26 protein-coding genes and 1 pseudogene are annotated in these 21,350 nt (G+C 58.5%); 10 read left to right on the top strand and 17 right to left on the bottom strand.

Annotation, left to right across the window (positions count from 1 at the left end; genetic code table 11):
* Positions 1-8: 8 nt before the first annotated feature.
* From ACKLNI_RS00275 to ACKLNI_RS00265, 3 genes and pseudogenes are all read left to right on the top strand, one after another.
* Positions 9-137, top strand: coding sequence for an integrase core domain-containing protein (locus ACKLNI_RS00275; protein WP_413716991.1), 129 nt, complete (start codon positions 9-11; stop codon positions 135-137).
* A pseudogene (locus ACKLNI_RS00270) lies at positions 95-331 on the top strand (ankyrin repeat domain-containing protein); the annotation flags it as partial. The gene ACKLNI_RS00275 and the pseudogene ACKLNI_RS00270, both read left to right, overlap by 43 nt.
* A gap of 12 nt (positions 332-343) precedes the next feature.
* Positions 344-703 (top strand): c-type cytochrome, encoded by a 360-nt coding sequence (locus ACKLNI_RS00265; RefSeq protein WP_413716990.1) that lies wholly within the window; start codon positions 344-346, stop codon positions 701-703.
* 214 nt (positions 704-917) lie between these two features.
* Here the strand turns inward: ACKLNI_RS00265 and ACKLNI_RS00260 are convergent, their stop codons facing one another.
* The 10 genes from ACKLNI_RS00260 to ACKLNI_RS00215 form a co-directional block, all read right to left on the bottom strand.
* Positions 918-1,766, bottom strand: a complete 849-nt coding sequence (locus tag ACKLNI_RS00260) for a class I SAM-dependent methyltransferase (protein WP_413716989.1) — start codon at positions 1,764-1,766, stop codon at positions 918-920.
* A gap of 153 nt (positions 1,767-1,919) precedes the next feature.
* A complete protein-coding gene (locus ACKLNI_RS00255; protein WP_413716988.1) occupies positions 1,920-2,243 on the bottom strand; it encodes a nuclear transport factor 2 family protein in 324 nt (107 codons plus the stop codon).
* A 402-nt stretch (positions 2,244-2,645) separates the two neighbouring features.
* Positions 2,646-3,023: a c-type cytochrome gene (locus ACKLNI_RS00250; RefSeq protein ID WP_413716987.1), complete on the bottom strand. Its 378-nt coding sequence runs from the start codon at positions 3,021-3,023 to the stop codon at positions 2,646-2,648.
* Between the two features lie 32 nt (positions 3,024-3,055).
* Entirely contained in the window at positions 3,056-3,997 is a 942-nt protein-coding gene (locus ACKLNI_RS00245) for an FAD:protein FMN transferase (RefSeq protein WP_413716986.1), read from the bottom strand.
* Positions 3,994-4,515, bottom strand: coding sequence for a nitrous oxide reductase accessory protein NosL (locus tag ACKLNI_RS00240; RefSeq protein WP_413716985.1), 522 nt, complete (start codon positions 4,513-4,515; stop codon positions 3,994-3,996). Before ACKLNI_RS00240 ends, ACKLNI_RS00245 begins: the two co-directional genes overlap by 4 nt.
* Entirely contained in the window at positions 4,512-5,342 is an 831-nt protein-coding gene (locus ACKLNI_RS00235; RefSeq protein ID WP_413716984.1) for an ABC transporter permease, read from the bottom strand. The genes ACKLNI_RS00240 and ACKLNI_RS00235 overlap by 4 nt, the downstream gene beginning before the upstream one ends.
* A complete protein-coding gene (locus tag ACKLNI_RS00230) occupies positions 5,339-6,235 on the bottom strand; it encodes an ABC transporter ATP-binding protein (protein WP_413716983.1) in 897 nt (298 codons plus the stop codon). Before ACKLNI_RS00230 ends, ACKLNI_RS00235 begins: the two co-directional genes overlap by 4 nt.
* Positions 6,232-7,482, bottom strand: coding sequence for a nitrous oxide reductase family maturation protein NosD (locus tag ACKLNI_RS00225; protein WP_413716982.1), 1,251 nt, complete (start codon positions 7,480-7,482; stop codon positions 6,232-6,234). Before ACKLNI_RS00225 ends, ACKLNI_RS00230 begins: the two co-directional genes overlap by 4 nt.
* A gap of 3 nt (positions 7,483-7,485) precedes the next feature.
* Complete coding sequence (gene nosZ / locus ACKLNI_RS00220; protein ID WP_413716981.1) at positions 7,486-9,378, bottom strand: TAT-dependent nitrous-oxide reductase; 1,893 nt, start codon at positions 9,376-9,378, stop codon at positions 7,486-7,488.
* A gap of 31 nt (positions 9,379-9,409) precedes the next feature.
* The gene (locus ACKLNI_RS00215) at positions 9,410-11,566 is read right to left on the bottom strand and encodes a 4Fe-4S binding protein (protein WP_413716980.1); all 2,157 of its coding nucleotides are present in this window, start codon (positions 11,564-11,566) and stop codon (positions 9,410-9,412) included.
* A 155-nt stretch (positions 11,567-11,721) separates the two neighbouring features.
* Here ACKLNI_RS00215 and ACKLNI_RS00210 point away from each other — a divergent pair, with 155 nt between their 5' ends.
* The 4 genes from ACKLNI_RS00210 (at position 11,722) to ACKLNI_RS00195 (ending at position 14,471) form a co-directional block, all read left to right on the top strand.
* Positions 11,722-12,219 carry an RrF2 family transcriptional regulator gene (locus tag ACKLNI_RS00210; protein WP_413716979.1) on the top strand — a complete coding sequence of 166 codons (498 nt, stop codon included), beginning with the start codon at positions 11,722-11,724 and terminating at the stop codon, positions 12,217-12,219.
* Between the two features lie 309 nt (positions 12,220-12,528).
* Complete coding sequence (locus ACKLNI_RS00205) at positions 12,529-13,302, top strand: DUF1835 domain-containing protein (RefSeq protein ID WP_413716978.1); 774 nt, start codon at positions 12,529-12,531, stop codon at positions 13,300-13,302.
* 243 nt (positions 13,303-13,545) lie between these two features.
* Positions 13,546-14,013 (top strand): hypothetical protein, encoded by a 468-nt coding sequence (locus ACKLNI_RS00200; RefSeq protein WP_413716977.1) that lies wholly within the window; start codon positions 13,546-13,548, stop codon positions 14,011-14,013.
* Between the two features lie 191 nt (positions 14,014-14,204).
* Complete coding sequence (locus ACKLNI_RS00195) at positions 14,205-14,471, top strand: hypothetical protein (RefSeq protein ID WP_413716976.1); 267 nt, start codon at positions 14,205-14,207, stop codon at positions 14,469-14,471.
* A 143-nt stretch (positions 14,472-14,614) separates the two neighbouring features.
* Here the strand turns inward: ACKLNI_RS00195 and ACKLNI_RS00190 are convergent, their stop codons facing one another.
* Positions 14,615-15,133: a DUF805 domain-containing protein gene (locus ACKLNI_RS00190; protein ID WP_413716975.1), complete on the bottom strand. Its 519-nt coding sequence runs from the start codon at positions 15,131-15,133 to the stop codon at positions 14,615-14,617.
* Between the two features lie 325 nt (positions 15,134-15,458).
* Here ACKLNI_RS00190 and ACKLNI_RS00185 point away from each other — a divergent pair, with 325 nt between their 5' ends.
* Positions 15,459-15,992, top strand: coding sequence for a hypothetical protein (locus tag ACKLNI_RS00185; protein WP_413716974.1), 534 nt, complete (start codon positions 15,459-15,461; stop codon positions 15,990-15,992).
* A 61-nt stretch (positions 15,993-16,053) separates the two neighbouring features.
* Here ACKLNI_RS00185 and ACKLNI_RS00180 read toward each other — a convergent pair whose 3' ends face one another.
* The 4 genes from ACKLNI_RS00180 to ACKLNI_RS00165 all read right to left on the bottom strand — a co-directional run bounded on the left by ACKLNI_RS00180 (position 16,054) and on the right by ACKLNI_RS00165 (position 18,265).
* Entirely contained in the window at positions 16,054-16,356 is a 303-nt protein-coding gene (locus tag ACKLNI_RS00180; protein WP_413716973.1) for a hypothetical protein, read from the bottom strand.
* A gap of 26 nt (positions 16,357-16,382) precedes the next feature.
* On the bottom strand, positions 16,383-16,892 hold the full coding sequence (locus ACKLNI_RS00175; RefSeq protein ID WP_413716972.1) for a hypothetical protein: 510 nt from the start codon (positions 16,890-16,892) through the stop codon (positions 16,383-16,385).
* Positions 16,893-17,065: 173 nt separating this feature from the next.
* Positions 17,066-17,386 (bottom strand): hypothetical protein, encoded by a 321-nt coding sequence (locus ACKLNI_RS00170; protein WP_261193824.1) that lies wholly within the window; start codon positions 17,384-17,386, stop codon positions 17,066-17,068.
* 93 nt (positions 17,387-17,479) lie between these two features.
* Positions 17,480-18,265, bottom strand: a complete 786-nt coding sequence (locus tag ACKLNI_RS00165) for a hypothetical protein (protein ID WP_413716971.1) — start codon at positions 18,263-18,265, stop codon at positions 17,480-17,482.
* Between the two features lie 302 nt (positions 18,266-18,567).
* Here ACKLNI_RS00165 and ACKLNI_RS00160 point away from each other — a divergent pair, with 302 nt between their 5' ends.
* Positions 18,568-18,957, top strand: coding sequence for a lysozyme inhibitor LprI family protein (locus ACKLNI_RS00160; RefSeq protein WP_413716970.1), 390 nt, complete (start codon positions 18,568-18,570; stop codon positions 18,955-18,957).
* A gap of 160 nt (positions 18,958-19,117) precedes the next feature.
* Here ACKLNI_RS00160 and ACKLNI_RS00155 read toward each other — a convergent pair whose 3' ends face one another.
* Together ACKLNI_RS00155 and ACKLNI_RS00150 are read right to left on the bottom strand one after the other, a co-directional pair.
* Positions 19,118-19,750 (bottom strand): tyrosine-type recombinase/integrase, encoded by a 633-nt coding sequence (locus ACKLNI_RS00155; protein WP_413716969.1) that lies wholly within the window; start codon positions 19,748-19,750, stop codon positions 19,118-19,120.
* A 184-nt stretch (positions 19,751-19,934) separates the two neighbouring features.
* Positions 19,935-20,507: a Crp/Fnr family transcriptional regulator gene (locus ACKLNI_RS00150; RefSeq protein ID WP_413716968.1), complete on the bottom strand. Its 573-nt coding sequence runs from the start codon at positions 20,505-20,507 to the stop codon at positions 19,935-19,937.
* Positions 20,508-20,585: 78 nt separating this feature from the next.
* On the opposite strand from ACKLNI_RS00150, the gene ACKLNI_RS00145 reads away from it, so the two are divergent.
* Complete coding sequence (locus ACKLNI_RS00145; RefSeq protein WP_413716967.1) at positions 20,586-21,134, top strand: hypothetical protein; 549 nt, start codon at positions 20,586-20,588, stop codon at positions 21,132-21,134.
* Positions 21,135-21,350 lie beyond the last annotated feature (216 nt).

Genomic DNA, 21,350 nt, shown 5'->3' with positions numbered 1-21,350 from the left:
AAGCTCAGATCGTCATCAATCACTGGCTCAGGCAGTACAATCACACCCGGCCGCATCAGGCACTCAACATGCGCCCGCCCGTTCCTGAAACCCTATTAGAGAAACCCCTGATCAGTGGCCCATACACAGGGGGCTAGACAGTACACCACTGCACATCGCGGCTAAGAACGGTAACGAGCAGTCCACCAAACTTCTGATTGAAGCTGGCGCCGACGTTAATTTTAGTCGTGTTGGTCAAGGAGACAACTCATACAAACTCGGGGAGCAGACACCCCTTCATGTCGCACTCCATGACAAACATCCGCCAGTGGCGTCTCTACTAATCGACGCCGGAGCGACGCCGATGCCGATCATTTCCGCCGACGATATTTTATCTTCTGCTGACATCGACAACGGACGTGAACTTGCAAGAGTGTACTGCAAGGGTTGTCATTCCATCGAGGCAGGAGATCCTCCGCCTGCGGCGCTCGATCACGGCCCGCCGCTCATCGGTATTTTCGGCCAAGAGGTCGCTCGGGATGCTTCATTTGAATACTCGCAGGCGCTCAGGGAATTCGGCGGTGAATGGACCCACGAACGGCTCTATTCTTTCATATATCGCCCCATGCTGACCGTCCCCGGTACCTTGATGGGACACCAGCTAGTGCAAAAGCCGCAGGAAACCGCCGATATTGCGGCCTTCCTAATTTCTCTAGCCTACTAATCTCAAAGAAGGATCTAACTTTCGAACCAACGATCGTTTCGTCCCGCTCACCGGACCTCGCTCCTCGTCACACCAAAGTCCGCTGACCGAGCCAAAAGGGACATCTGAGTCATTGTGTCGGATGTCTCTGGTGAGCCCCAGACCGTCGTTCGTGCTAGAAGACTCTCTATCAATTCATAAACCGTTGGCGGGGATATGTACTCGATCCAAAGGATCACGCTTTCGGGTTCGCCCCAGAGGCCAGAAGAAGCGTCATGTCCGCATCGACGCTACCATCAACCGAAAAGCCCTCGAGACATTCTCTGATGTCCTTCCAGGCCGCCTCTCGGTCTTTTTCACTCAGATCAGCCAGTAGGGCGCGATAGACCCCAAATGCTTCCTGCATCATGGTGAGCGCTTCGTCGACGGACGCAACCGACAGCCGGGCGGAGACCTGTTCAATCTTTGTGTCAGCATATCCGGCTTTCTCGAACAGCTCTAGCAGCCTTTCCGGATCGGACAGCGCGAATAGCCCCGGCGCTCCTGGCGGTGGCGGGGGCTTCCCTGCATGGGTCAGTGCGATCATCAAGGTCTTTGAAAGAAGCGGGTTGTCCTTTGGCGAAGCGAAAACAAGCACCGCGAACCGCCCGCCTTCTGTCAATACGCTTCGCACCGCGTCTAGCGCATCTAGAGGCGCTTGGAACAACATAAGGCCGAGCCGGCACGTAGCGGCATCTATATGCAGGCCGCAGCCCGAGAGGCCCTCAGCCGGCCCGTGCAACGTCTCGACATTCGACAAGCCAGCTAAGGCTGCATTCGATGCCACGAAGTCCAACATGCTTGAAGAGATATCGTTCGCTATCACTCGGCCAGAGGCACCCACGCGCTGAGCCGCTCGAATGGTCTGACTTCCCGCTCCGCAGGCAAGGTCCAGAACATGCATGCCGGCATCTATACTGGCCGCATCGAGCATTTGCTCCGTGGCATCAGTCAGTGCTTCCATTAGGGCGAATTCCCACTTCGCCCATCCCGCCGCCGCGGAGTCCCAAATACTTTCATTGCCGTGTCTGTCGATTTCGGCCATGTGAGCCTCCTTCTCCCCCTGCTGCAACAACCTCAGCCTGCAATGCATGCCGCGAAAACCAACATTCAAACCCGTCGGCATGGAAGGAAAAAACAGCCTCAAACACACCGTGGTGAGAAATTTAGGCCGCTCGAAGGCGGTCTTTTTTGCCTGCTATAGTTTGGTTGCGCCAGTTTCGAGGCGCGTGATCTTTCCGTCGCGGAGCGTGTACGCGGCCAGCACTGCTTCACGGCTTCCATCTGGATAGTCGTTGATTGAGTGCACGACGAGGATGTCGTCATTCTCGTATATCTTCCGGCGAGTCCCCATCGTGGCACCGTTCGCCATCATCTTTTTGAGCATTTCCGTGGTCTCGGCCTTGTTCATCGATGTCCCGTTCTGGTGCCGAACAAACGTGAAATCGTCAGCCATTAGGTCAGCGTATGCCCCGGCGTCGCGTGCTTCTGTCGCCGCGGAAAGCTTGTCGAACAATGACATGATTGGTTCCTCCCTTCGTTGGATTGGCTCAGGAATGAAAACGAGCCAACGGACAAAGGGTATCACAGAACGTCCGGCAACGCCCTGTCGAATTTGAAAGCGCCTATGGGACCGCGGCGAGCGGCAGGTTTGTCCGCTCAGCGGACCTTGGTAATGATCTCGCGGATGGCGGTTTGCGCCTGAAGCGGTCTTCGGAGAAACCGCGCCAACGACTGCTACGCGGACTAAGCAGACGGTAACGATGAGGCTGTCGAGTTATCGCCGTGGCGGTCGGGCAATCATCAATCTGGAGAAGAGTTAAAGCTTCAGCCATGGTGATCGGTGCCAGCGCGCCCTGTCCGGGCACGCCTCGGCGGCACGGCAGAAGTGTCCGCGTCTCTGGATCGGCGTTTGAGCAGCGCGTCACTTGGTTGCGAGATAGGCGATCAAATCCTCGATCTCGTCTTCCTTGCGAAGGCCGGGAAAGGACATCTTCGTTCCGGCTATCAGCTCTTTCGGGTTCCGAAGGAACACTTCAAGGGTGTCTTCGTCCCACACCAAACCCTCCCCCGCCTTTTCAAGAAGCGCCTCGGAGTACTTGAAGTCCGGGTTCTGGCCAGCCTGGGCGCCTACGATTCCGTTGAGAACCGGCCCGACCTTGTTTTTCGCCGTCTCGCCAACTGCATGACAGGCCTTGCATTTGTTGAAGACCTTCTCGCCCTTCGCGGCATCTCCATCGGCAAGTGCGGGCGACGCAAGGGTTGCGAGCATGGCGCCTGCCATGAGTGTCTGCTTGAGCATATTTTCTTTCCTTTTCTTTTGAGGTTTTGGGCTCAGATATCGAATTCCAAACTTGTCCCCGGGAACGCGTCAAGAGCTTTGGCGCGTCGGGAACCGGACATGAGGGAAAGCGCCGTGGACAACCCGTCGGCCAGATCGGCGCGGGGGGCAGACACGGAGATGACCGAAGCGGAGGTCGCTGCTATGCCGGTTGTCGGGTCGAAGATGTGGCCCAGTTGGCCGGCAGGATCGAGCAAAGTCCCACGTGGCGAGGACGTCGCAATGGCGCGGTCGGTGAGCAGGATACGCTTTTGGATGGTTCCGTCCGTGTCCGAGATGCCGACACGCCAGGGGCGGTCGTTTTCGCCGCGTCCGACCGCGACCACCTCACCGAAATCGACAAGGACATCCGTCAGTCCACGCGCCTTCAGAAGGGCCGCTATCCGGTCGGTGATATAGCCCTGCGCAATGCCATTCAGCGTCAGAGCGACACCTCTGCCCTCCAGCCGAACCTCGCTTTGGTCGAACCGAACCTGGTCCCAGCCGACAAGGCTGCGCGCCATGGCAATTTCGTCCTCCGTCGGCTTCCGGTTTTCGGCAACCGCGCGGGCACTTGCAGCGAAAAGCGGCTGAACGGTGGGATCGAACGCGCCCTCCGTCGCCCGGTTCAGCCGGGCCGACAGGCTGAGCACCTCGAGAAGTTCTGGCGACGGATAAGCGAGTACGCCTTGCTCATTCAGCCGCGCAAGCTCTGAATCTGGCCGGTACAGGTTGAAGATATTCTCTAGCCGGATGAGCTCGCGTTCCATGGCGCGAAAGATCGGCTGCGCCCCATCGTGGGAAAGACCTGCAAGACGGATGCTGGCCGCCGCGCCCAGGGCGCTGCCCCGCCAGAATGCTGTCTGTGCGACAGCCCCCTCGGCCCCAAGACCGGACAGAACGGCCGCCGCGGCCGTGATCGAGAGAAAGCGGCGTCGGGTGTGACCACGTTTCATTCCGGAACCTCCAAGACCGTGTCCGTATCGACCGCCGCCAGAACGACGTCGTCCGGGATATCCTCAAGCCCGACAAGCCGTCCGCCGTAACGGGTCACGAATGCCTCGGCATCCGGGACATTTCGGAATGGCACGATCTCGGGCGCGCCCATCCCGCCGGCGACATTCGCTTCAATTACGAATATCGCCTCTTCCGCTTTGATCCAGTTGGTGTCACCCGGCTCGTTCCAAGATGTCGCCGCCCCCATGTCGCTGACATAAGTTGCGGTGATGCGAGCATCGCGCTCAGGGCTTTTCATATAGGCCATACCGTCGCGTACCTGTGCGAAGAACAGGGGCACCGGCATTCCTTCCAGATGTATCTGGGCCTTGGGACCGCCATGCCCAAGAACTTCCATCTGGCAGAAGAAACTGACGCTTTCCTCTGTCAACGGAGCGGGCGGCGGGGCTTCGGCCAGCTCTTCCTTGCATCCGGAAAGAAGCGCTGCGGCCAGCAGGGCGAACATGGCCGTCTTCATGGCTCCACCCTCCGGAAGGCCGCGCGCGCGGCAAGAAACCCGAGCGCGGGCCAGACAAGCAGCGAGAGCGGCGCGGCCCATCGCGGCAGAGTGTCCGCGACGCCACTCATGCCGGCGGCGACAGCCACGGTTTCGGTGCCGGCGATGTTCCAGAGCCGGAAGGCGTCAGCCGGGTTGGCGGTCATGATCCAGGGAAAGACGGCCCGCGTGAAGATGCCGTCGCCGTCCATCACCACCGCCGCGAGAAGCCCGAGATCGTAAAGAACGACAAAGACCAGCCATAGCGCCGCGGAAAGTCCGGCGGCAGCGGCAGAGGATCCCGCGACAGCCGAGATCACATACCCCAGCATGACGAAAGCCAACCCGAGAAGAACGCTGGTCGCCATGAGCCGGCCAAGCGCCAGCAGGCTCTCTGCGCCGACGCCGCCAAGGCCCGCCGCGATGGCCCCGGCCACGCCGAAGCCTATGACGCTGGCGATGGCGAGGGCAGCCACATGCGACGCCGTCTTGCCCAGAATGATCTCGGCGCGGCTTGCCGGGTAGGAGAGGAATAGCCCAAGCGTCCCGCGGTCCCGTTCACCTGCGATGGCGTCGAAGGAGATGAGGAGCGCCAGCAAGGGGATCAGGTAGACCGCGAGCGTGGTCATCGAGGCAACCGAAACGGTCAGCATATCCACCCCGAGCGTTCCGGTGGGCGCGCTGCCTGCAAGGGACAGCGCGACCGCGAATACCACCATCATCAACGTGGCGACGCTTAACCAGCGGTTCCGTCGCAGCACCAGCATTTCAGTGCGTGCGACGGCGAGGATACGCGATGCGGGGTTCATGTCAGGCCTCCCGAGTAATGCCGGTACAGGTCTTCCAGACCCGGTGGCGTGATGTCGATATCGGCAACCGCAGCGCCCAGACCGGAAAGGTGTTGAAGCGCGGGCATCTTCTTTTCCGCCGGACAGCGGATTTCTACGGACATGCCGTTGATGCGCGCGCCGCCGGTCTCGGATGCGATACGGTCGGCCACGGCGATTCCGGTTGTCCGCACCCGAAGCACGATCGGCAAACCAGCGGCCCGCGCGAGGCTTTCGAGTGTATCGTCGGCCACCAGCCGGCCTTGGCGGAGGATGGCGATCCGATCCGTGCGCGCCTCGACCTCGGTCAAGGCATGGCTCGCGATGAGCACAGCGGTGCCCGAGGCCGCCAGCTCGTCGATGATGGAATAGAGTTCGTGACGGGACACCGGATCGAGGCCGCTTGCAGGCTCGTCCAGAAGCGCCAGCCTGGGGCGTCCCAGCAACACCTGGGCAAGACCCAGTCGCTGGCGCATGCCCTTCGAATAGGTGGCAATGCGCCTGTCGGCGGCGGCACCAAGCCCGACGCGCTCCAGAAGCGGACCTGTTTCGCGGCTGTCCACTCCGGAGAGGCGCGCAAACATCGCCAGAAGCTCGCGGCCGGTCAGCGCCCCCTGAAACGCCACTGCCTCGGGCAGATAGGCCGTGGTGCGGCGGGACAGATCGGAGCCGGGCGCTGCGCCGCAGATCGAGATCGCTCCACCGTCGATCTGCGTCAGACCCAGGATCATCTTGATGAGCGTGGATTTCCCCGCGCCGTTGTGACCGAGAAGCGCCACCCTTGTGCCCTCGGGGATCGAAAGCGAAACGTCCTCAAGCACCGGAACCTTGCTTCTCAGTTTCATCACATCGCGGCAGATCAGAACGTCCGTCATTGAAGGTCCTCCGCCGGCACCGCGCGCTCCGCAGGCCGCATTAGGGGGTGGCTGTCGATAACGCCGCCGGGAAGAAGCGCCGGAAAGGCCGATTGCGACCATCGCACAAGCTGCACCGCCGGTGATCCCAGCAGGAGTTTCGCGGCGGGCTGCGTCCAGAGCACGTGGTCCATGCTGTCGTTCGGGCGATAGGGCGCATCCGCGATCCCGTCGCCATCAAGATCGTATGCGGCGAAATCGGACCAGTAGTTGCCGCGTCCTTCCGAGGACCATTCGTCCCAGCTTGTCGCGATATACTTCACCTGCGTGCGATTGCCGATGAAGGCGTTGCCGCTGATGGCGTTCCGGTCCGAACCGGCAGTGAAGTGAAGCCCGATCTCGCAGCCTTCGAACCGGTTGTCGGAAAAACTGTTCTTGTGGCTGTTGTAAAGGAACGCGCATTTCTCGGCACCGCCCAAGACGACATTGCCCGAGATGTCCGAATGATTGGCGTAGTTCAGCATGACGCCGTGGTCACGATCCCCGCGCGACACGTTGTCGGTCACCCGAACCCGGTTCGAGAACATCACCGCATATCCCAGGTGGTTTCCGACCGAGAGGTTGTTCGACACCTCGCTGTCATCTGCGTACATGTAGTGAACCGCAAAGCGCAGGCCTCTGAATTCATTGCCCGAAAACCGGTTCTTTTTCGATGAGTTCACGAAGATGCCGTCGCGGCCCCAGCGGACGCGGTTCTGCGTGACCTCGGCGCCGGGTGCGTTCCAGACGTAAATGCCATTGCCGCGCCGGTTCATCGCCCCGTCCCGCCGGCCCTCGATGCGGTTGTTGTGAACCCGGGCGTCTCTGGCTCCGTGGATATCTATTCCGTAAAGGTTTCCCAGAAGGACATTGTCTTCGATGATCGCCCGGGTCGCCGTCCGCGTGAGCTGAACACCGGAATCGATGGTCTCGTGATCGCTGCCCGACCCGGAGATGGTCAGACCCCGCACCGTCACGTCGGGAGCCGCCACCGTGATGACCGAGTTCGTGCCGCCCGCGTCGATATGCGCGACACCACCGCCGTCGATCGTCAGCGGCCGGTCGATCAGGATGGGCCCGGCGAAGGTGCCGGGAGAAAGGCGCAGGACGTCTCCGTCCTGCGCGTTCGCAAGTGCCTCCGCAAGCCCGCCCGGCACAACGGCGACCTCCCCTGCCCTCGCGGGCAGGGTCAGCGCCAGGAACAGACCTATGACGAGAAGGCGGATCATCGGTCAGGTCGCCCGCGGTTCCACGAACATACGGCCGCGCATCTCCATATGGAGCGCATGGCAGAACCACTGGCAGTAGAACCAGTGCACGCCCGGACGCGTTGCCGTGAAGGTGACCGAGGCGGTGGCCTGCGGCGCGACCTCCATGGCGATACCGAAGTTCGACAGGCAGAAGCCGTGGGTCACGTCATCGATGTCGTCCATGTTGGTGACGTAGATCGTGACCTCGTCGCCCTGCTTCACGGTGAATTTCTCCAACGAGAAGTTCGGCGCGATCGAGTGCATGTAGACCCGCACCTTGTTGCCGTCGCGGATCGGTTCGTCATGCCCCCAGTCAAGATCGACGCCATCCGCCTCGGCCTGACGACGGGCTTCTTCCCACATCGGGTCGTCGCGGTTCCAGACGTTGACCGGGTTCACGATATCGGCACGCACGATGATACTGTCGTGCGGTTCCGCGAAGGTTGGTCCGTCGTGGACGACCTCCATGCTGCCGTTCTCGATTGCGATGAGCTGTTCGTTCTCGGCCTTGAGCGGTCCGGTATTCAGGAAGCGGTCCTTCGAGAACTTGTTCATCGACACAAGCCACTTGCCGTCGGCTTCCTTGGTTTCGCCCATCGAGGTCGAGTTGTGACCGGGTTGATAGGCGACGTCGACCTTTTCGAGGATTGGGTCTTCGCCCGCCAGCGCCTTGTCGATGCTCCACTTCACCACCTGGCTGTCGAGGAACAGCGTGGTGAAACAATTGCCCTTGCCGTCGAAGGCCGTGTGAAGCGGGCCAAGGCCCAGTTCCGGCTCGGCCACGATGCAGTCGCGCGGCTCGATAGTGCCGGCGAAAAGATCGTCGAGCTTGGTCACATCCATGATCGATACGGTCGGCGAAAGCTTACCGTTGATCATGACATGCATGCCGTCCGGCGCGGTGTTGATGCCATGAGGCGAGTTCGGGATCGGGATGTAACGGGTGTAGTTCTTGTTCTGCCCCTTGCGGCCGTCGATCACCTTGACGCCGTTCAGTTCCTGGTAATCCCCTGCCGCGATCCCGGCCTCGATTTCCTTGAGATTGAACACCACCACATGGTCCATCTCGTTCGCGGTCATCTCGGCAAGGTTCATGCCCATTTCCGAGTTGTACGAGGTCGAGAAGCTGTATTTGCCCTGGTAGTCGCAGTCGGTATTGTCGAGGTTGCCCGACACCATCACCTGCCACGCGATCTCCATCGTATCGCCATCGATGGCGGTGTAGATGTTCACGTACTGGCTGGGATCGTCGAGGATCTGACCGTCATTCACGAGCGGCGCCTCGTGTTCACCGTTGGCGAAGACATAACCGGTGCGCGGGTATTTCTGAGGTCTGAGACCGTGGATGTCGTGCGCGTTGGGGATCTCGATGATCTTGTCGCATTTCATCACGTCGCACCGCACCCGGGCGACACGCGTATTGGCCTTGTCGTTCATGAAGAGATAGCGCCCGTCATAGGTGCCATCGGTGAACGACATATGCGGGTGGTGCAGGTCGCCGTTGTCATAAGTTTTCTTGCCGTGTGCGGCGAGCATCTCGCGCGTTTCCGGCAAAAGGCCTTCGGTCAGGATCTTGAGGCTTTCGTTAGTTTGCCCCCAGCCCGTTGCCGAGCAGCGGTTGAACACCGGAACGCGCATGATCTCGCGCATCGAGGGGACGCCGAGGATGCGCAATTCGCCCGTCTGGCCGGAAGACCAGAAGCCGTAATATTCGTCCAGTTCGCCGGGTTTGAGGCTGGCGCTTTCCGCCGCACGCGCGGGCGAACCCGTCAGAAGGCTGGCGCCTACCCCTGTGGCCGCTGCAACTGCGCCGGTGGCGGTCGCGCCCAAGAGCCCGCGTCGCGAGACGCCGAACTTTTGTGGTGTGTCTGACATGTCCTTCACTCCTTCTGGTTTGAAAAGGCCGCTATTGAACAGCGGGCTCGGGTTTCGTCTGTGGCGGGGCCTTGCCCACCGCAGCACGTCGTTTGATCTGCCGGATGACCTCCGGGCACTTGGCCTCGGACTGGTAAAGCACCTGGCAGTGGAGGCAGTTCACGCACTCGTTCGGATTGATCTCGCCCCGCGGCGTGATCGCACTCACCGGGCATTCGTTGGCGCAGGTGTGACAGGGAGAACCGCACATTTCGTAGCGCTTGAGCCAGTCGAACATCCGAAGCCGTGCCGGGATCGCCAAAGCGGCCCCCAAGGGGCAAAGGTATCGGCAGTAGAACCTTTCCACGAAGAGGCCGGCCAGCAGCACCGCCAGCGCGAACAAGACGAAGGGCCATTCGCGCGCGAATTTCAGAATGATCGCCGTCTTGAAGGGCTCCACTTCCGCAAGCCTTTCCGCCGTGGGGATCGACGCGAGGGACACCCCGAATAGTCCAAGGAAAATCATGTATTTGAGGGCCCAAAGCCGTTCGTGCAGACCCCAGGGCAGCTCCACCTGCGGAATGCGGGCCAGCCGTCCGATCCGGTTGGTGAGTTCTTGAAGGGCGCCGAAGGGACACAGCCAGCCGCAATAGGCACCGCGCCCCCAGAAAAGCAGCGCAGCGGCAACTGCGAACCACTGGATGAAGACCAGCGGGTCGAGAAGGAACGCGTCCCAGGTGAAGCCAGACTGCATGGAACCCGCCAGGGCCATCAGGTTCACGACCGAAATCTGCGCATTCATCTTCCAGCCCAGCCAGACGAGTGACACCGTCAGAAAGGCCATGCGGAACCAGAAGAAGGCGCGCGCATGTCGGGTGGCCTGCACCTGGAAGAAGAAAGCGCCCGTAAGAACTATCAGCAGAACGGCAAGGGCGCCGATCTCGACCGACTTGTCGCGCCAGATGCGTTGCCAAAGCGCGGCCTTTGCCTCTGCCTCGCTGGGCAGGTCGACCGCGCTCGCCGCCGGTGCTGCAGCGGGCAGAAGATATTTCTCGGGCAGACGATAGCCCAGATCGAAGGTCAGGAACGTCTTCTCGACCGCGCCGACGGCGCGCTGCGCCAGAAGCTGGATACGGAATGCCTCGCCCGGCTCGAACCCCGCATCTGCCGGTATCTTGAACAGATCGAGTTCCGAGAAGCTGGGTGAATCCTCGGTAGCAAGGCGCAGAAGGCGGCGATGCTGTTTGTCGACGAAGCGAACCGACACGTCGCCCTGGATCAATTGGAACCGGTCGAAGATGCCTCCGCGCACATAGCCCGAGCCCTTGAACGAATACGCGCCACGCCCGAGAAGCAGGATGGCATGCTCCCCCGGCTCCGACCATTCGACCAGGTTCTCGTATTCCCGGTCGCCCAGAAGGCTGCGGCCAATCGTGGGCGCGCTGACAAGTGCGGCGTTAAGGTCGATATACGTATCTTCGTCGTCGCCGCGCTCCGGCCGTGCGATGGCACGTTCGTCGCCGGTCGCCGCGAAGGCGGCGTTGATTTGCCCGATGTCGATCGTGATCCGCCTGACCGAGCCATCGCCCGACAGCGCAGTCCAGTCACGGAGGTCGGACTGCGTTGAGTCGATCTCTCGGGGCTGACCTTCGTCCGGCTTGGCCGCAAGCTCGCCGAGCCCCAGTTCGCGTGCGACCTTTAACCCGGACCTGACGATCGAGTCGTCAATCACCATTACGGTGACTGTCGCTCCTGAAATGATATCTATGTCATGGGCAGAGCCGCCAGCAATCGCTTCGGACTTCAGGTCGAGCCCGGCATAACTTTCTGTCAGCGCTCGCATCTTGGCATCCGGAATGCCGATGAGGACAATCGGCTCCGAATGCTCGACCAGATGCGCCCCGGTCAGAACCGCATCCGGCGATATTGCGGCGACCACGTGGATCGGCTTGCCCGAATAGCCGGTCGTTCCCACGAAGTCCGATGTCAGGAACGCCCAAGCGACCGTCTCTCCGTTACGAAGGACTGGAGCGACAGGAATATCGTCACGAAGGGCACCATAGCCATCTGCGCCGTCGACCAACGAGGACGGCGGCATTTCCGCAAGAAACCGCTCGATCTGTGAAGTCTGCGCCGCCGCGGGCGATACCAGTGAAACGGCAACGGCCACGAGGGCAAGGAGCGATCGCAAGGAGATTGGAAGCGACATGACAGATAGGGGCATATAAAAGTATCTTTATGGACGCCCTCTACTTGGCAGCTTGCGTCGCGCCCGACATTGATTAAGATCAAATAGAATGACCCTTTTAGAATTGGGGCGACGGCCGAACCAAAGGCCTCCAGCCGGTGCGTAAAGGCAGAGACATGCGATTGACGAAATTCAGCGACTACGCGCTTCGCGTGCTCATACTCGCTGCAAGCAAGAACGAGCAGTACACTACGATCGAGGAGGCCGCGCACCTGTACGGAGTCTCGGCTCCGCACCTCAAAAAGGTTGTCAGGACACTCACTCGGGAAGGCTTTCTGACAGGTAAGAGGGGACGTTCAGGCGGCTTCAAGCTCGCCATGAGGCCCGAGGATATCATGCTGGGTAACGTGGTCCGCGCAACGGAGCCAGACTTTGGTCTTGTGGAATGCTTCCTTCCCGATAATCGATGCGGAATAACCTGCGCCTGCAAGCTGCCGCCCATTCTGGGCCGCGCCGTTTTAGCCATGTTGGGAGTTCTCGACGAGTATTCCCTTGCCGACATTAGCCTTAGCCCAGCGGACTTGGCCAATCTCCCGTTGCCTTCAGGGGAAGAAGCCCAGCCGACAAGAAGACCAAGGTCTCTTTCGGCGGTTCAAGCTGGGGCGAAACAGTAACGCCACTTTCAACGATGAAGTTAGGGCGACATTGGTCGAAACTCGCCCAATGTTTGGCTTCCGCTTCGGGCTCGAAGCAGCCATCGCTCAATTTTCGCTCAACGACCGCTTGGCGGACGAAGCAGTCATCGATACACAATCACGATCCGCCCCAACTTGCGAGACTATCAGGCTCAGATTGGGCGCTCCCCGGATATTCACGTAAGTCACGTCAAGTCTTTCTTGCAACGCAACCACAAGAACGCTTTTTACTGCTCATTTCGCTGATTGATTTGGCCACAATCAGTGAAAAGATTGGAAGGACTACGTATGCAAGATCATATTCACATCGCGCTAGGAGATAGTGCAGTAGGCTGCCTCCGTGCTGCCTCTCAGTCACATGGTATGCCGGGTACAGTCATTGGGATTCCCGATGACCTCAGCCATGGCCCACTGGGCGACGCGCATGAGCGCAGCGACTATGTGCAGCACTTGTTCAAGCAAATTGGCGAGACCCGCATTGGTCCAGCCGACGTTTCTGCGTCGTGGCGACTCATTGAGAAAGAGACTCGAGAACTGAAGGCAGATGCAGATAGGGTCGTCATTTGGGCTGGAGATAACGTATCCGAGACCACATTTTTGCATATGGCTTGCTACTGGTTGCGAGACGCAACCTTCAATCTGATGCATGTTGATGTTTCCGACGGGCCTAACCAGCACTACGTTGCCTTGCACAGCCCAGCAAAGCTAGCCAGTCAATTCAAAAAATTGCGTTCACTCAGCGATGCAGAGCGGGTGAAACACTCGTCGGAGTATGAGCGTCTTTGTGCTGAGAATGGATTGCTCCGCCAATGGATGGCGGGAAAAGTCGCCAGCGTGCGATCCGACACTTATGACGCTTTGATTCTGTCGAGTTGCACTGCTGATTGGTCCATTGCTGGTCGAGTAGTTGGACATGCAATGAGTCGATGCGACCAACATAACCGGATGAGCGATCTCTTCTTCAGCAGTCGCCTGATGGGCTTAATTGAGAATGGCCAGATTGAAGCTCAGAGCGCAAAAGGCCCTTTGCGTGAATACGCAGTCCGTTTGGCTAGGTTGTAGGTGTGATCATCGCGTCGCGCCAAGGTTCGTAGCACGATGACGCCTAGTTAATGTCGTAATAATCATGTGCCAGCCAAATAAATTGACGCATGATCAGTGCATGCACCTATTCGCCTCGATGAGCCAACACAGACAAAGGCCTCATCAAAATTGGGACGCCGGATTGACCAAACCCATGAAATCGCCTAACTTCTAGACTTGGCTAGGTTGGCCGTCCCCCCAGAAGGCCTTTGAGGGAAAGATATGCATCGCTGGGCGTTCGTTACATTGATATTGATTGGCGCCTTGGGCGGTTCAGCAAACTCTCAACCAATTGAGGACGCTGGGAAGGCCTTCAATCCTTATAGCGAAACGGCTTTGGCGATTACCGGGCCGGTGATCTTATCTGCGGATCGCATGGTTTTTGAGACGGGCAGTGTTCTCGAACTTGATCTCGTTGACCAATCTGCTCCGGGTAGTTGGGGAGCTTCAGGCGACATACCTCTTGCACAGGTGTTCCGCGTCTCGGGAGATGCTGGTTCACTTCGGCAGGGAAATACGCTGTGTGGGGACCGGCCGGTCACCTACATCGCAGCTTGGAATGAGGATCTCTCTGGATTTAGGTACCTGGGAGTCGCCTTGTTCACCGGCACAGAAATTCCACGGGCCGTATCCGGAGAGGATATCTGCGGGACCTATTTCTATTCGACCGATGTGGTCGAGCAAGGCTAGTCATGCAGGATGTTCTGCTCCCGGCTCCGCGCAAAATCTCATTCAATAAAATAGATGCCGCTGCGTAGACAGCTCCCAATCTGTTTCTCCAAATAAATTCTTCCAAACCTGCAGCATACTTCATACCATCAAAAGCCACGTAGTGGTTCCGACGACGTGAATCGGAAAAAAATCGGCTGAAGGGAAGACAGATGATCGGACGAATAATGGCAGCGGGAACAGTTGCCTTGGCACTCGCGGGATGCGTGGAAGTTGGCGATGCGATTGAAGACCCCGGCGCATTTGAGTGCCGCGAGCGTGGAGCGTCGCTCATGCGGGTGAGTTACGATCAAACTTCTGCGAACCCGATCAATTTCGATGCCTTCGGAACACGGAACTACTCCGTATATGCTGGCGGAACGACCTTCCGCTGCTCTGTGAATTCGGACGACCAAATTATCGCATTCAATCGCATGTAAGCGAGGCTCTCGCAGTCTGGTTCAAGGGATGGCGCCTGATGCCAGCCCCTTGAGCTATTGGATAAATTCTCCTCGGTTGATCTTACGATTGTGAATCTACGATCGCCTTCGAGGAGATATGGATCGCCGAAATCTTGGACGGATTAGCTTGCCGCAGGCGAACCATAAGCGTTTGCGCCTGGATCGGACGGCCTTGTCAGCCACCAAAGCATCAAAACGGTCAGCACAAGCTGGACGATTCCGATCACGGCAATACCGGTAAGACCCAACACCGCAGCCGGTCCCCGTAGACTGTCAGGATCGGCGACATTCTGTTCCATGACTCCAAAGGTGAAGATGCCCAGGAACAGTCCGACGACAGAAACCAGTGACACAAGCATTGGCAAGAGAATGTACCAGCCGGGTCGCCCGGTGTCCTGAAGTCGACGCCATCCTGCCGCAAGAAGCGGAATGAACATGGCCAGCTGCCAGAGCGGCGCCAGAGCACCTTGGGATTCCCCCGTCTCAATATCCACACCGAACAAGACCCCGTCGAGTAGTCCGAACACGAGGGAACCAAGCACCACGAACAGGAGGAACCACCAATACTCCGGTCGCGATGCTCGGCCGGAAAATGAAATGTACTTGGACAGACACGTCCGAACCGCAGTTGCAAATCCCATTTTTTCCTCCCGCCGTTCGAGACCCGGCCATCTTGGATTAGCTTTCCGTGATCTTTCCCGAACACCGGCTTTCTGCCAATACTCGGGCGGGCGCCGCCGGCCAAAGGAGAAACGTGTGATGTTTTTTAGAACCAGTGTCGCAACCGTTGTTATGGCCGTTTGGGTATCATTTGCGGGAGCGTCTCAGCACATCGGAGTTATGCTAGAAGGGCCAGAAGGCGATATAGGCGCACTCTCCGAGGAATAGTTCTACGTGGATGGATCGGCGTCCAGTGCAAGAGTATTCACGTTCACGAACGGATCGCGGTTCCTCCACTTTATTCCGATGATCCACCAGGCTGAGCCGGCTTTTTATGAAGCCGTGGCGAGCGAAGTGAAGCAACTCAAAGCACAAGGAATGGACCTTTTCTACGAGTTTATCGACTTCGATGCAGCGACACTCGAAGACAAGCGCAGGGTTCGTGCCATGCTTGGCTTTCTCCCCTCACCGACTTTCTATGCAGAGAATGTATCTGGTGGTTTGGTGGCGCAGGACAACGCGCAGTTCCTTGGGTTTCCCGGAGGCAAGGATGTCAACGTCGACCTGACGCCAGCGGAACTTGCTGATGCCTACGAGAGACTAGTTGGGCCGCTTGAGATCAGCGAGGAAAACCTGACCACGCCGATCGGGGAGTTCGTCATGCCGACCGCAGACGTGACGCAAATCACACGCGTTACGATCGACTGGCGAAATGAGCATTTGGCGGAGGCCATCCATGACGCAACCGGAGATGTGATCGTTCTCTATGGCGCGGCTCACGGTGCGGGAACTGTCAAAGAGCTGTACGCTCTTGACCCGAGCTGGCGGCGCGTGGACTAGACAGACCCAATCGCCTTCTACGACACTTTGAGCCCCAGATGACCCGCTTGATCCGAGTTCCTCAGCGGATTCCAATACTGAAGAGCGTAAAGCTGTTTGTCTGGGTGAGCATCGGCGCTCCGGTTTCGGCCATGAGGCTTGCCATCGCAGCGCTTCCGGTCGGGCAGGCTACGAGATCGGCCGCATCGTCAAGGAAATCGACCGTGAATGCAGTTTCCCCGACCAGTTGGCATTCGTCCGCAGCACCGCGGTAACCTCGGACAAAGACCAGTTCCGGGTCAGGCTCACTGATCGCGACTTCAGGTGCGGTTTCCACGCATCCCGTCAGTGCCAGGACATAAGCGCAGACACCGATGCCGGTCATCGTTTTTTTGAATAGCCTCTGCATATCTACTCCCACTTTGCGGCAGTGCTGCGCCAGACTTTTTCCTCCGCATCCCAGACGCTGGCCACGATACACGGCGTAGGGTTGATGCCACCGCATAGCGAGCCATGCACATCTGCAAGCAGGACGCGGAACGGGCCGATGTTCGCCATGTCCCATCCCTGATTGAAGAGCGAGACTACACGATCCTCGACCAGGAAGTGAGACATGCAACCGCCGGTACCGCAATAGAGCGAGACGGCGGTGGAGCAGGCAAAGCCTGCCTCATCCAAAACCCAATCCCGATAGATATCGCCGTCAAGGTCGACGCGGTGCACGGCTCCGTATTCCAGGGCGAACTGCCCGTTATCGAATTCCGAACATGCCTGCTGGGCAGCCTTGATCTTCGCCACGAACTGCTCGGGCAGTCCCGACCAGTCCTGGGCGTCCGCCGAGACGGCAAAGAACGACGCGCCGACGGTTGCCAAGAGGAGCCGCAAATGGGCTTTGCCAATGCTTTCAACGAGCGACCACATGCTTGTTCTGTCCTTTATTCATTAAGCCTGCATCGACCATTTGACCTTGGTGAGCGATTGGCGCACCTGTCCGAACCATCCAAGAGGTAGAGACCGCCCGGAAAAAACGGGCGGCTGCAAGTTGCGCCATCGACGCCCGGAAAGCGATGCCTAGGAGACGCGCCGGGGCTGCGTCAGAGGCTGCCTTCGTTAGTCAAAGACATGATGCCTTCGGTTGTTCCGTCTCCGTAGGTGATGCACTGCCAAGGTGCTGCATCTGGTCCAACGCCGACGACCACTCGGATATTGGCCTCGCGGGCCTCGGAAGAAAGGACTCTGACTTGACTGTTACCTGTCGCTTGGGCGACCGCGGTCAAACAGTCCTGGTTTGCGCGATTGGGCGTCGAGGTTGTGGAGCCGGTATCTTCCACGCAAGCTGTCAGCAAAGTTCCCATGAGCAAGCCGGAAACGACTCTAAATGTTGTGTTCATGTTGATTGCCTTTCCATGGTTCATGTCTTCGTTAACTCGATTACGAATTTGAGAGGACGGCTGATGCAGAAGCCCTCTTCTTGGCAAGAGCCTGTGATCGCCTTTCCAAACAACTCGTTAATTGCACTGTTCGTAGGTGTAGTCGCCGAACTCGATCCAGTTCCGACCACCGTCACTGAAGACAAGGTACTCGGACCGGTCTTCGCCCAGAAGCGCGACCTGGAAACCGGCCGGCGGCTTGGAGTTTCCGAAGTAGCTGTATGCGGTCATGGCACGGACGGTTTCGCCATTTACCGTGACGATGGCATCCCACTGGTCTCCGGGTTGGCCCACGATGGCGTATTCGATGACCCGCTGAACGGCTCCGCCGCCGCAGTAGACGATACCCTCAGGCGCTTCCATGCCTTGGGACTGAGACGCCGATGCGCCCGAGTTGCAGGCCGCGCGCAACGATTTGACAGCGGCGGACGAGCCTTTGAGCGTGAAGATGCCGTAGGTGATGTCCTGGTCGATCATCGACAGGTTCAGAACGGCGTTCCGGGCAATCTGGTCCAGAACGAAGTCGTAATCGCCCTGGTCGTAGAACCGGATTTCGACGGGATAGTTGTCGACGATCGAAATCTCCGCGTTCGACGCCCCGGCCTGGAACGCCCCGGTCTCGGCGGTGCCGTTCTTCATGAATCGGAACGACAGGCCTTGCTTGGTGACGATGTCCTGCGAGTCCTCGTAGCCTGCGGGCGCGAAACGCACCCGGTCGCACTGCAGTTCAAGCGTCGCCTTGTCGGTCTGGATGAAGGCGTTGGGATAGATCCCCGTGCTGAAGCTCCATTCAGCCTGAGCCGAAGTGGCGGCAACAAGGCAGGCTAAGGTCATGGGCAGAATGCGTTTCATGGTGGTGAGCATGGAGCAACCCTCCTTAACAATGGACCATGATCGGACACCGAGTTGGCAGGTGAATCAAGTTAATAAACGCATGACTGCTCTTTTGGGTATCCCAACTAGACCAATGGCGAAAGACGGTCAGGGGTTGCATGGCACCGGGCGTCCCTCTGTGCCCTCTACGAGGTCCGAAATCATCCACATCCTGATCCCGCGTAGTTTGTCCAACTCGGATTTGCATTAATGCACTTGCCTTTGGCGTCAAATGCATAGGAACTCACCGGAGTTAGCACACTGAAACGCTATAGGTGTATGAGGAACCTGTCATGAGAAAAAAATTCTATGCAACGCTGACGCTGTTGTCCTACCTGACGCTTCCCGCTTCTGCCGACCCCGCCACCGAATGCGGTGGGGGTAGTCAGGTTGAGATCGGCGCGTGCGTAGCTGACACGCTCCAAAGGGTCGATGCCACGATCGACATCTATTTGGGATTTGCGAAGAGTTCCGCGGAAGAGCTTGATGAGGTTACCGGTCGCAAAGTCGCCGCGCCAGCACTAGAAGCGTCACAAGCAGCCTGGGCAGCGTATAGAGATGCTCATTGCGAATATATCGGCGCCACTTTTGGTGGTGGCTCGGGTACAGGCATTGGGATCAACTCCTGCAGGATTGAACTTGGTCGGGACCGAGCAAAAGACTTGCTGCATAACGCTCAGTAAAGGCTGAGAAACCCATGCCACGGCATCCAATCTGGCAAGCCTTTGCGCTAACCAGATTGTGGGACTGAACGTCTGCCTTGGGCTCGATGCGGCCGCTGCTGCCGACGGTGAATGATGTCCGGTCTGAGATGGCGGACGACCGCTGCCGCCCGCCAGTTCCTCAGATTTCGATCTTCTCGGCGATGCTCAGCGCGTCGTCGAGTTCGACGCCGAGGTACCTGACTGTGCTGTCGACCTTCGTATGGCCGAGCAGAAGCTGTACGGCCCGCAGGTTCCCAGTTTTCCGATAGATCAACGCGGCCTTGGTCCGTCTCAGGGAGTGCGTCCCATAGGCGTTTGCATCGAGGCCGATCGCCGACTCCCAGTCCCTGACGAGACGGGCGTACTGTCGCGTCGACAGATGGGGTGAACCGTGGAACCTGCTAGGGAACAGGTACCTGCAACCGATCATTGAGGGGGACCTGACCCATACAAGGATCGAGTTTCGGGTGTTCTCGGATACTTCGAACTGAACGGGTCTGCCGGTCTTGCTCTGTGTGACCGAAACGCGGTCACGGACGGAGCCGCCAACGACAAGGTCACTGACACGCAGACGAACGAGGTCACAACCGCGGAGCTTGCTGTCGATCGCAAGGTTGAACAGCGCCAGGTCCCGTGGGTTATCCGCGAGTTCCAGCCTGGCTCGAATGGACCAAACCTGCTTGGGTAGAAGAGGACGCTTCTGGCCGATCAGTCGGCCCTTGTTCCATGGCGGACGTACCTGCCTAGTTGCCGGGAGTTGGATTTTGGACATGATGGGGTCTCCATCCAGCCCTCCCGCACCAGGCATCGGCACCGCGCCGACGCCGACAGTCTAATGTCTCTCGACCAACGACCGCTTTGCGAACCAAGGGTTCGACCGACACTTCTGCGGCGCAGTAGTCCGGTTCGAGCCCTCTTTGACCGATGCTGCAAGACGCACGAATGGCCGCCTTCTGTCAGTGTTTGTCGCCGGTGCGTAAACGGCTCATGGTGACAGGTGTGATCCCTAAAAAGGATGCAATCAACATATGGGGAAAGATGTCTTCATAGCCGGGGAATGCTTGGCGAAACCAAGTGAGCCGCTCAGCTCCTTTAAGCGCGGCGAGGCACCACTCTCGATCTACCTTCCGGCTTAGCGCGTCCCGCAGAACACCATTGGCCCAATTTCGGATGGGTTCAGATGAAATCATCCGATTTGAAAGTAGATCACTGTCGATCCTTGCAAGCAGGGCATCGGTCGTTGCCGCAATGGACACGAGCGACACACCATTGCGCGTTCGAGCGATATTTGGCGTGATAACGCAGGGACCCACATAAAACTCGACGCTGACTTCTTTGCCGTCTTGGTCACAAATACTGCTCACCAAGCAGCCTTCCAAAAGAACGAATTCGTCTGTTTCGGGTTGTTCCTGCCGGGTAAGGTGCGCCCCCTTGTTCAAACGCTTTCGTTTCCAATCAGACGCAAAATCCTCCGCGCAAGCCATATCTGACAAGTCGGGAGACTGCATCAGAAACGTCCGTAAATCCATCTGAGCGTGCCTTATCAAATGATAATGCGGGTGACCGCGTCTGAGGGCATGTGTGGCACGGATCAAGGAGTTTACAAAATGACGAACAGAAAATTGTCAAAACACATTGGAAAAGTTGCGGTTGGCTCAGGACTGATAGGTGCATCAATCTATTTGCTGATGATCAATGTCACGCTCGCCCATATCGAAGCGGTCTCAGGGCGCGTCCCATTCGACATGCGTCCTTTCGGCTATGGCTCCAAAGAGGCGGCGACGCTTCTTGAAGCGTTGGGAGTGGAAGGGCGCGCGTATTATCTCAGTCACCAGATCGCGTTGGACACACTTTATCCATTCATGCTCGCGTTGACTTTGATCGCCACGATCTGCCGGTTTGGGCAACGCATGCCAAACAGAAAACTTGTCCGCTTTGGCATTGCCTTTTCGGTTGGTAGCGCTTTGTTCGATTATGTCGAAAACCTTGGTATCGCGGCCATGATTTGGAGCTGGCCAGAGATTTCTGTTCCACTGGTTTACGCCACTAGCTCAGCCACAATTCTTAAATCCGCTTTAACAACCCTAGCTGTGCTGCTGACGGTTCTGGTGGGGTTAAACTGGACACGTCTCTCTGAAGCGGACGTTCGTCCATAGGTGGACACCGCCGGAGTTGTCCGCAACCTGGACCTTGAGGTCTGAGATCTCGCTGCATCGGTCACGGATGACCGCTTTCCTTCTGAGCCGCAGCGGTCAGGCTCAGAGGTGTTCATGCTGCATTTGCGAGGGCTTCTGGTTGGTCACTTCCGGAAAGGGCTCGAAGGCGGCATTCGAGTCTCTTTGTCAGATGTCCGGTTTGGCATGTGGAACGGA

Source organism: Silicimonas lutimaris (genome assembly GCF_047314965.1).
In the GTDB taxonomy this organism is placed as follows: Bacteria; Pseudomonadota; Alphaproteobacteria; order Rhodobacterales; family Rhodobacteraceae; genus JAVJUV01.
The sequence above is the reverse complement of the archived record's forward strand: the minus strand, read 5'-3'. Positions and strand labels throughout refer to the sequence as shown.

Excerpts from the sequence above, each read along its gene's own strand:
- ACKLNI_RS00265 (WP_413716990.1), top strand. The coding sequence starts at position 344 with ATGCCGATCATTTCCGCCGACGATATTTTATCTTCTGCTGACATCGAC.
- ACKLNI_RS00260 (WP_413716989.1), bottom strand. The coding sequence starts at position 1,766 with ATGGCCGAAATCGACAGACACGGCAATGAAAGTATTTGGGACTCCGCG.
- ACKLNI_RS00255 (WP_413716988.1), bottom strand. The coding sequence starts at position 2,243 with ATGTCATTGTTCGACAAGCTTTCCGCGGCGACAGAAGCACGCGACGCC.
- ACKLNI_RS00250 (WP_413716987.1), bottom strand. The coding sequence starts at position 3,023 with ATGCTCAAGCAGACACTCATGGCAGGCGCCATGCTCGCAACCCTTGCG.
- ACKLNI_RS00245 (WP_413716986.1), bottom strand. The coding sequence starts at position 3,997 with ATGAAACGTGGTCACACCCGACGCCGCTTTCTCTCGATCACGGCCGCG.
- ACKLNI_RS00240 (WP_413716985.1), bottom strand. The coding sequence starts at position 4,515 with ATGAAGACGGCCATGTTCGCCCTGCTGGCCGCAGCGCTTCTTTCCGGA.
- ACKLNI_RS00235 (WP_413716984.1), bottom strand. The coding sequence starts at position 5,342 with ATGAACCCCGCATCGCGTATCCTCGCCGTCGCACGCACTGAAATGCTG.
- ACKLNI_RS00230 (WP_413716983.1), bottom strand. The coding sequence starts at position 6,235 with ATGACGGACGTTCTGATCTGCCGCGATGTGATGAAACTGAGAAGCAAG.
- ACKLNI_RS00225 (WP_413716982.1), bottom strand. The coding sequence starts at position 7,482 with ATGATCCGCCTTCTCGTCATAGGTCTGTTCCTGGCGCTGACCCTGCCC.
- nosZ (WP_413716981.1), bottom strand. The coding sequence starts at position 9,378 with ATGTCAGACACACCACAAAAGTTCGGCGTCTCGCGACGCGGGCTCTTG.
- ACKLNI_RS00215 (WP_413716980.1), bottom strand. The coding sequence starts at position 11,566 with ATGTCGCTTCCAATCTCCTTGCGATCGCTCCTTGCCCTCGTGGCCGTT.
- ACKLNI_RS00210 (WP_413716979.1), top strand. The coding sequence starts at position 11,722 with ATGCGATTGACGAAATTCAGCGACTACGCGCTTCGCGTGCTCATACTC.
- ACKLNI_RS00205 (WP_413716978.1), top strand. The coding sequence starts at position 12,529 with ATGCAAGATCATATTCACATCGCGCTAGGAGATAGTGCAGTAGGCTGC.
- ACKLNI_RS00200 (WP_413716977.1), top strand. The coding sequence starts at position 13,546 with ATGCATCGCTGGGCGTTCGTTACATTGATATTGATTGGCGCCTTGGGC.
- ACKLNI_RS00195 (WP_413716976.1), top strand. The coding sequence starts at position 14,205 with ATGATCGGACGAATAATGGCAGCGGGAACAGTTGCCTTGGCACTCGCG.
- ACKLNI_RS00190 (WP_413716975.1), bottom strand. The coding sequence starts at position 15,133 with ATGGGATTTGCAACTGCGGTTCGGACGTGTCTGTCCAAGTACATTTCA.
- ACKLNI_RS00185 (WP_413716974.1), top strand. The coding sequence starts at position 15,459 with ATGATCCACCAGGCTGAGCCGGCTTTTTATGAAGCCGTGGCGAGCGAA.
- ACKLNI_RS00180 (WP_413716973.1), bottom strand. The coding sequence starts at position 16,356 with ATGACCGGCATCGGTGTCTGCGCTTATGTCCTGGCACTGACGGGATGC.
- ACKLNI_RS00175 (WP_413716972.1), bottom strand. The coding sequence starts at position 16,892 with ATGTGGTCGCTCGTTGAAAGCATTGGCAAAGCCCATTTGCGGCTCCTC.
- ACKLNI_RS00170 (WP_261193824.1), bottom strand. The coding sequence starts at position 17,386 with ATGAACCATGGAAAGGCAATCAACATGAACACAACATTTAGAGTCGTT.
- ACKLNI_RS00165 (WP_413716971.1), bottom strand. The coding sequence starts at position 18,265 with ATGCTCACCACCATGAAACGCATTCTGCCCATGACCTTAGCCTGCCTT.
- ACKLNI_RS00160 (WP_413716970.1), top strand. The coding sequence starts at position 18,568 with ATGAGAAAAAAATTCTATGCAACGCTGACGCTGTTGTCCTACCTGACG.
- ACKLNI_RS00155 (WP_413716969.1), bottom strand. The coding sequence starts at position 19,750 with ATGTCCAAAATCCAACTCCCGGCAACTAGGCAGGTACGTCCGCCATGG.
- ACKLNI_RS00150 (WP_413716968.1), bottom strand. The coding sequence starts at position 20,507 with ATGGATTTACGGACGTTTCTGATGCAGTCTCCCGACTTGTCAGATATG.
- ACKLNI_RS00145 (WP_413716967.1), top strand. The coding sequence starts at position 20,586 with ATGACGAACAGAAAATTGTCAAAACACATTGGAAAAGTTGCGGTTGGC.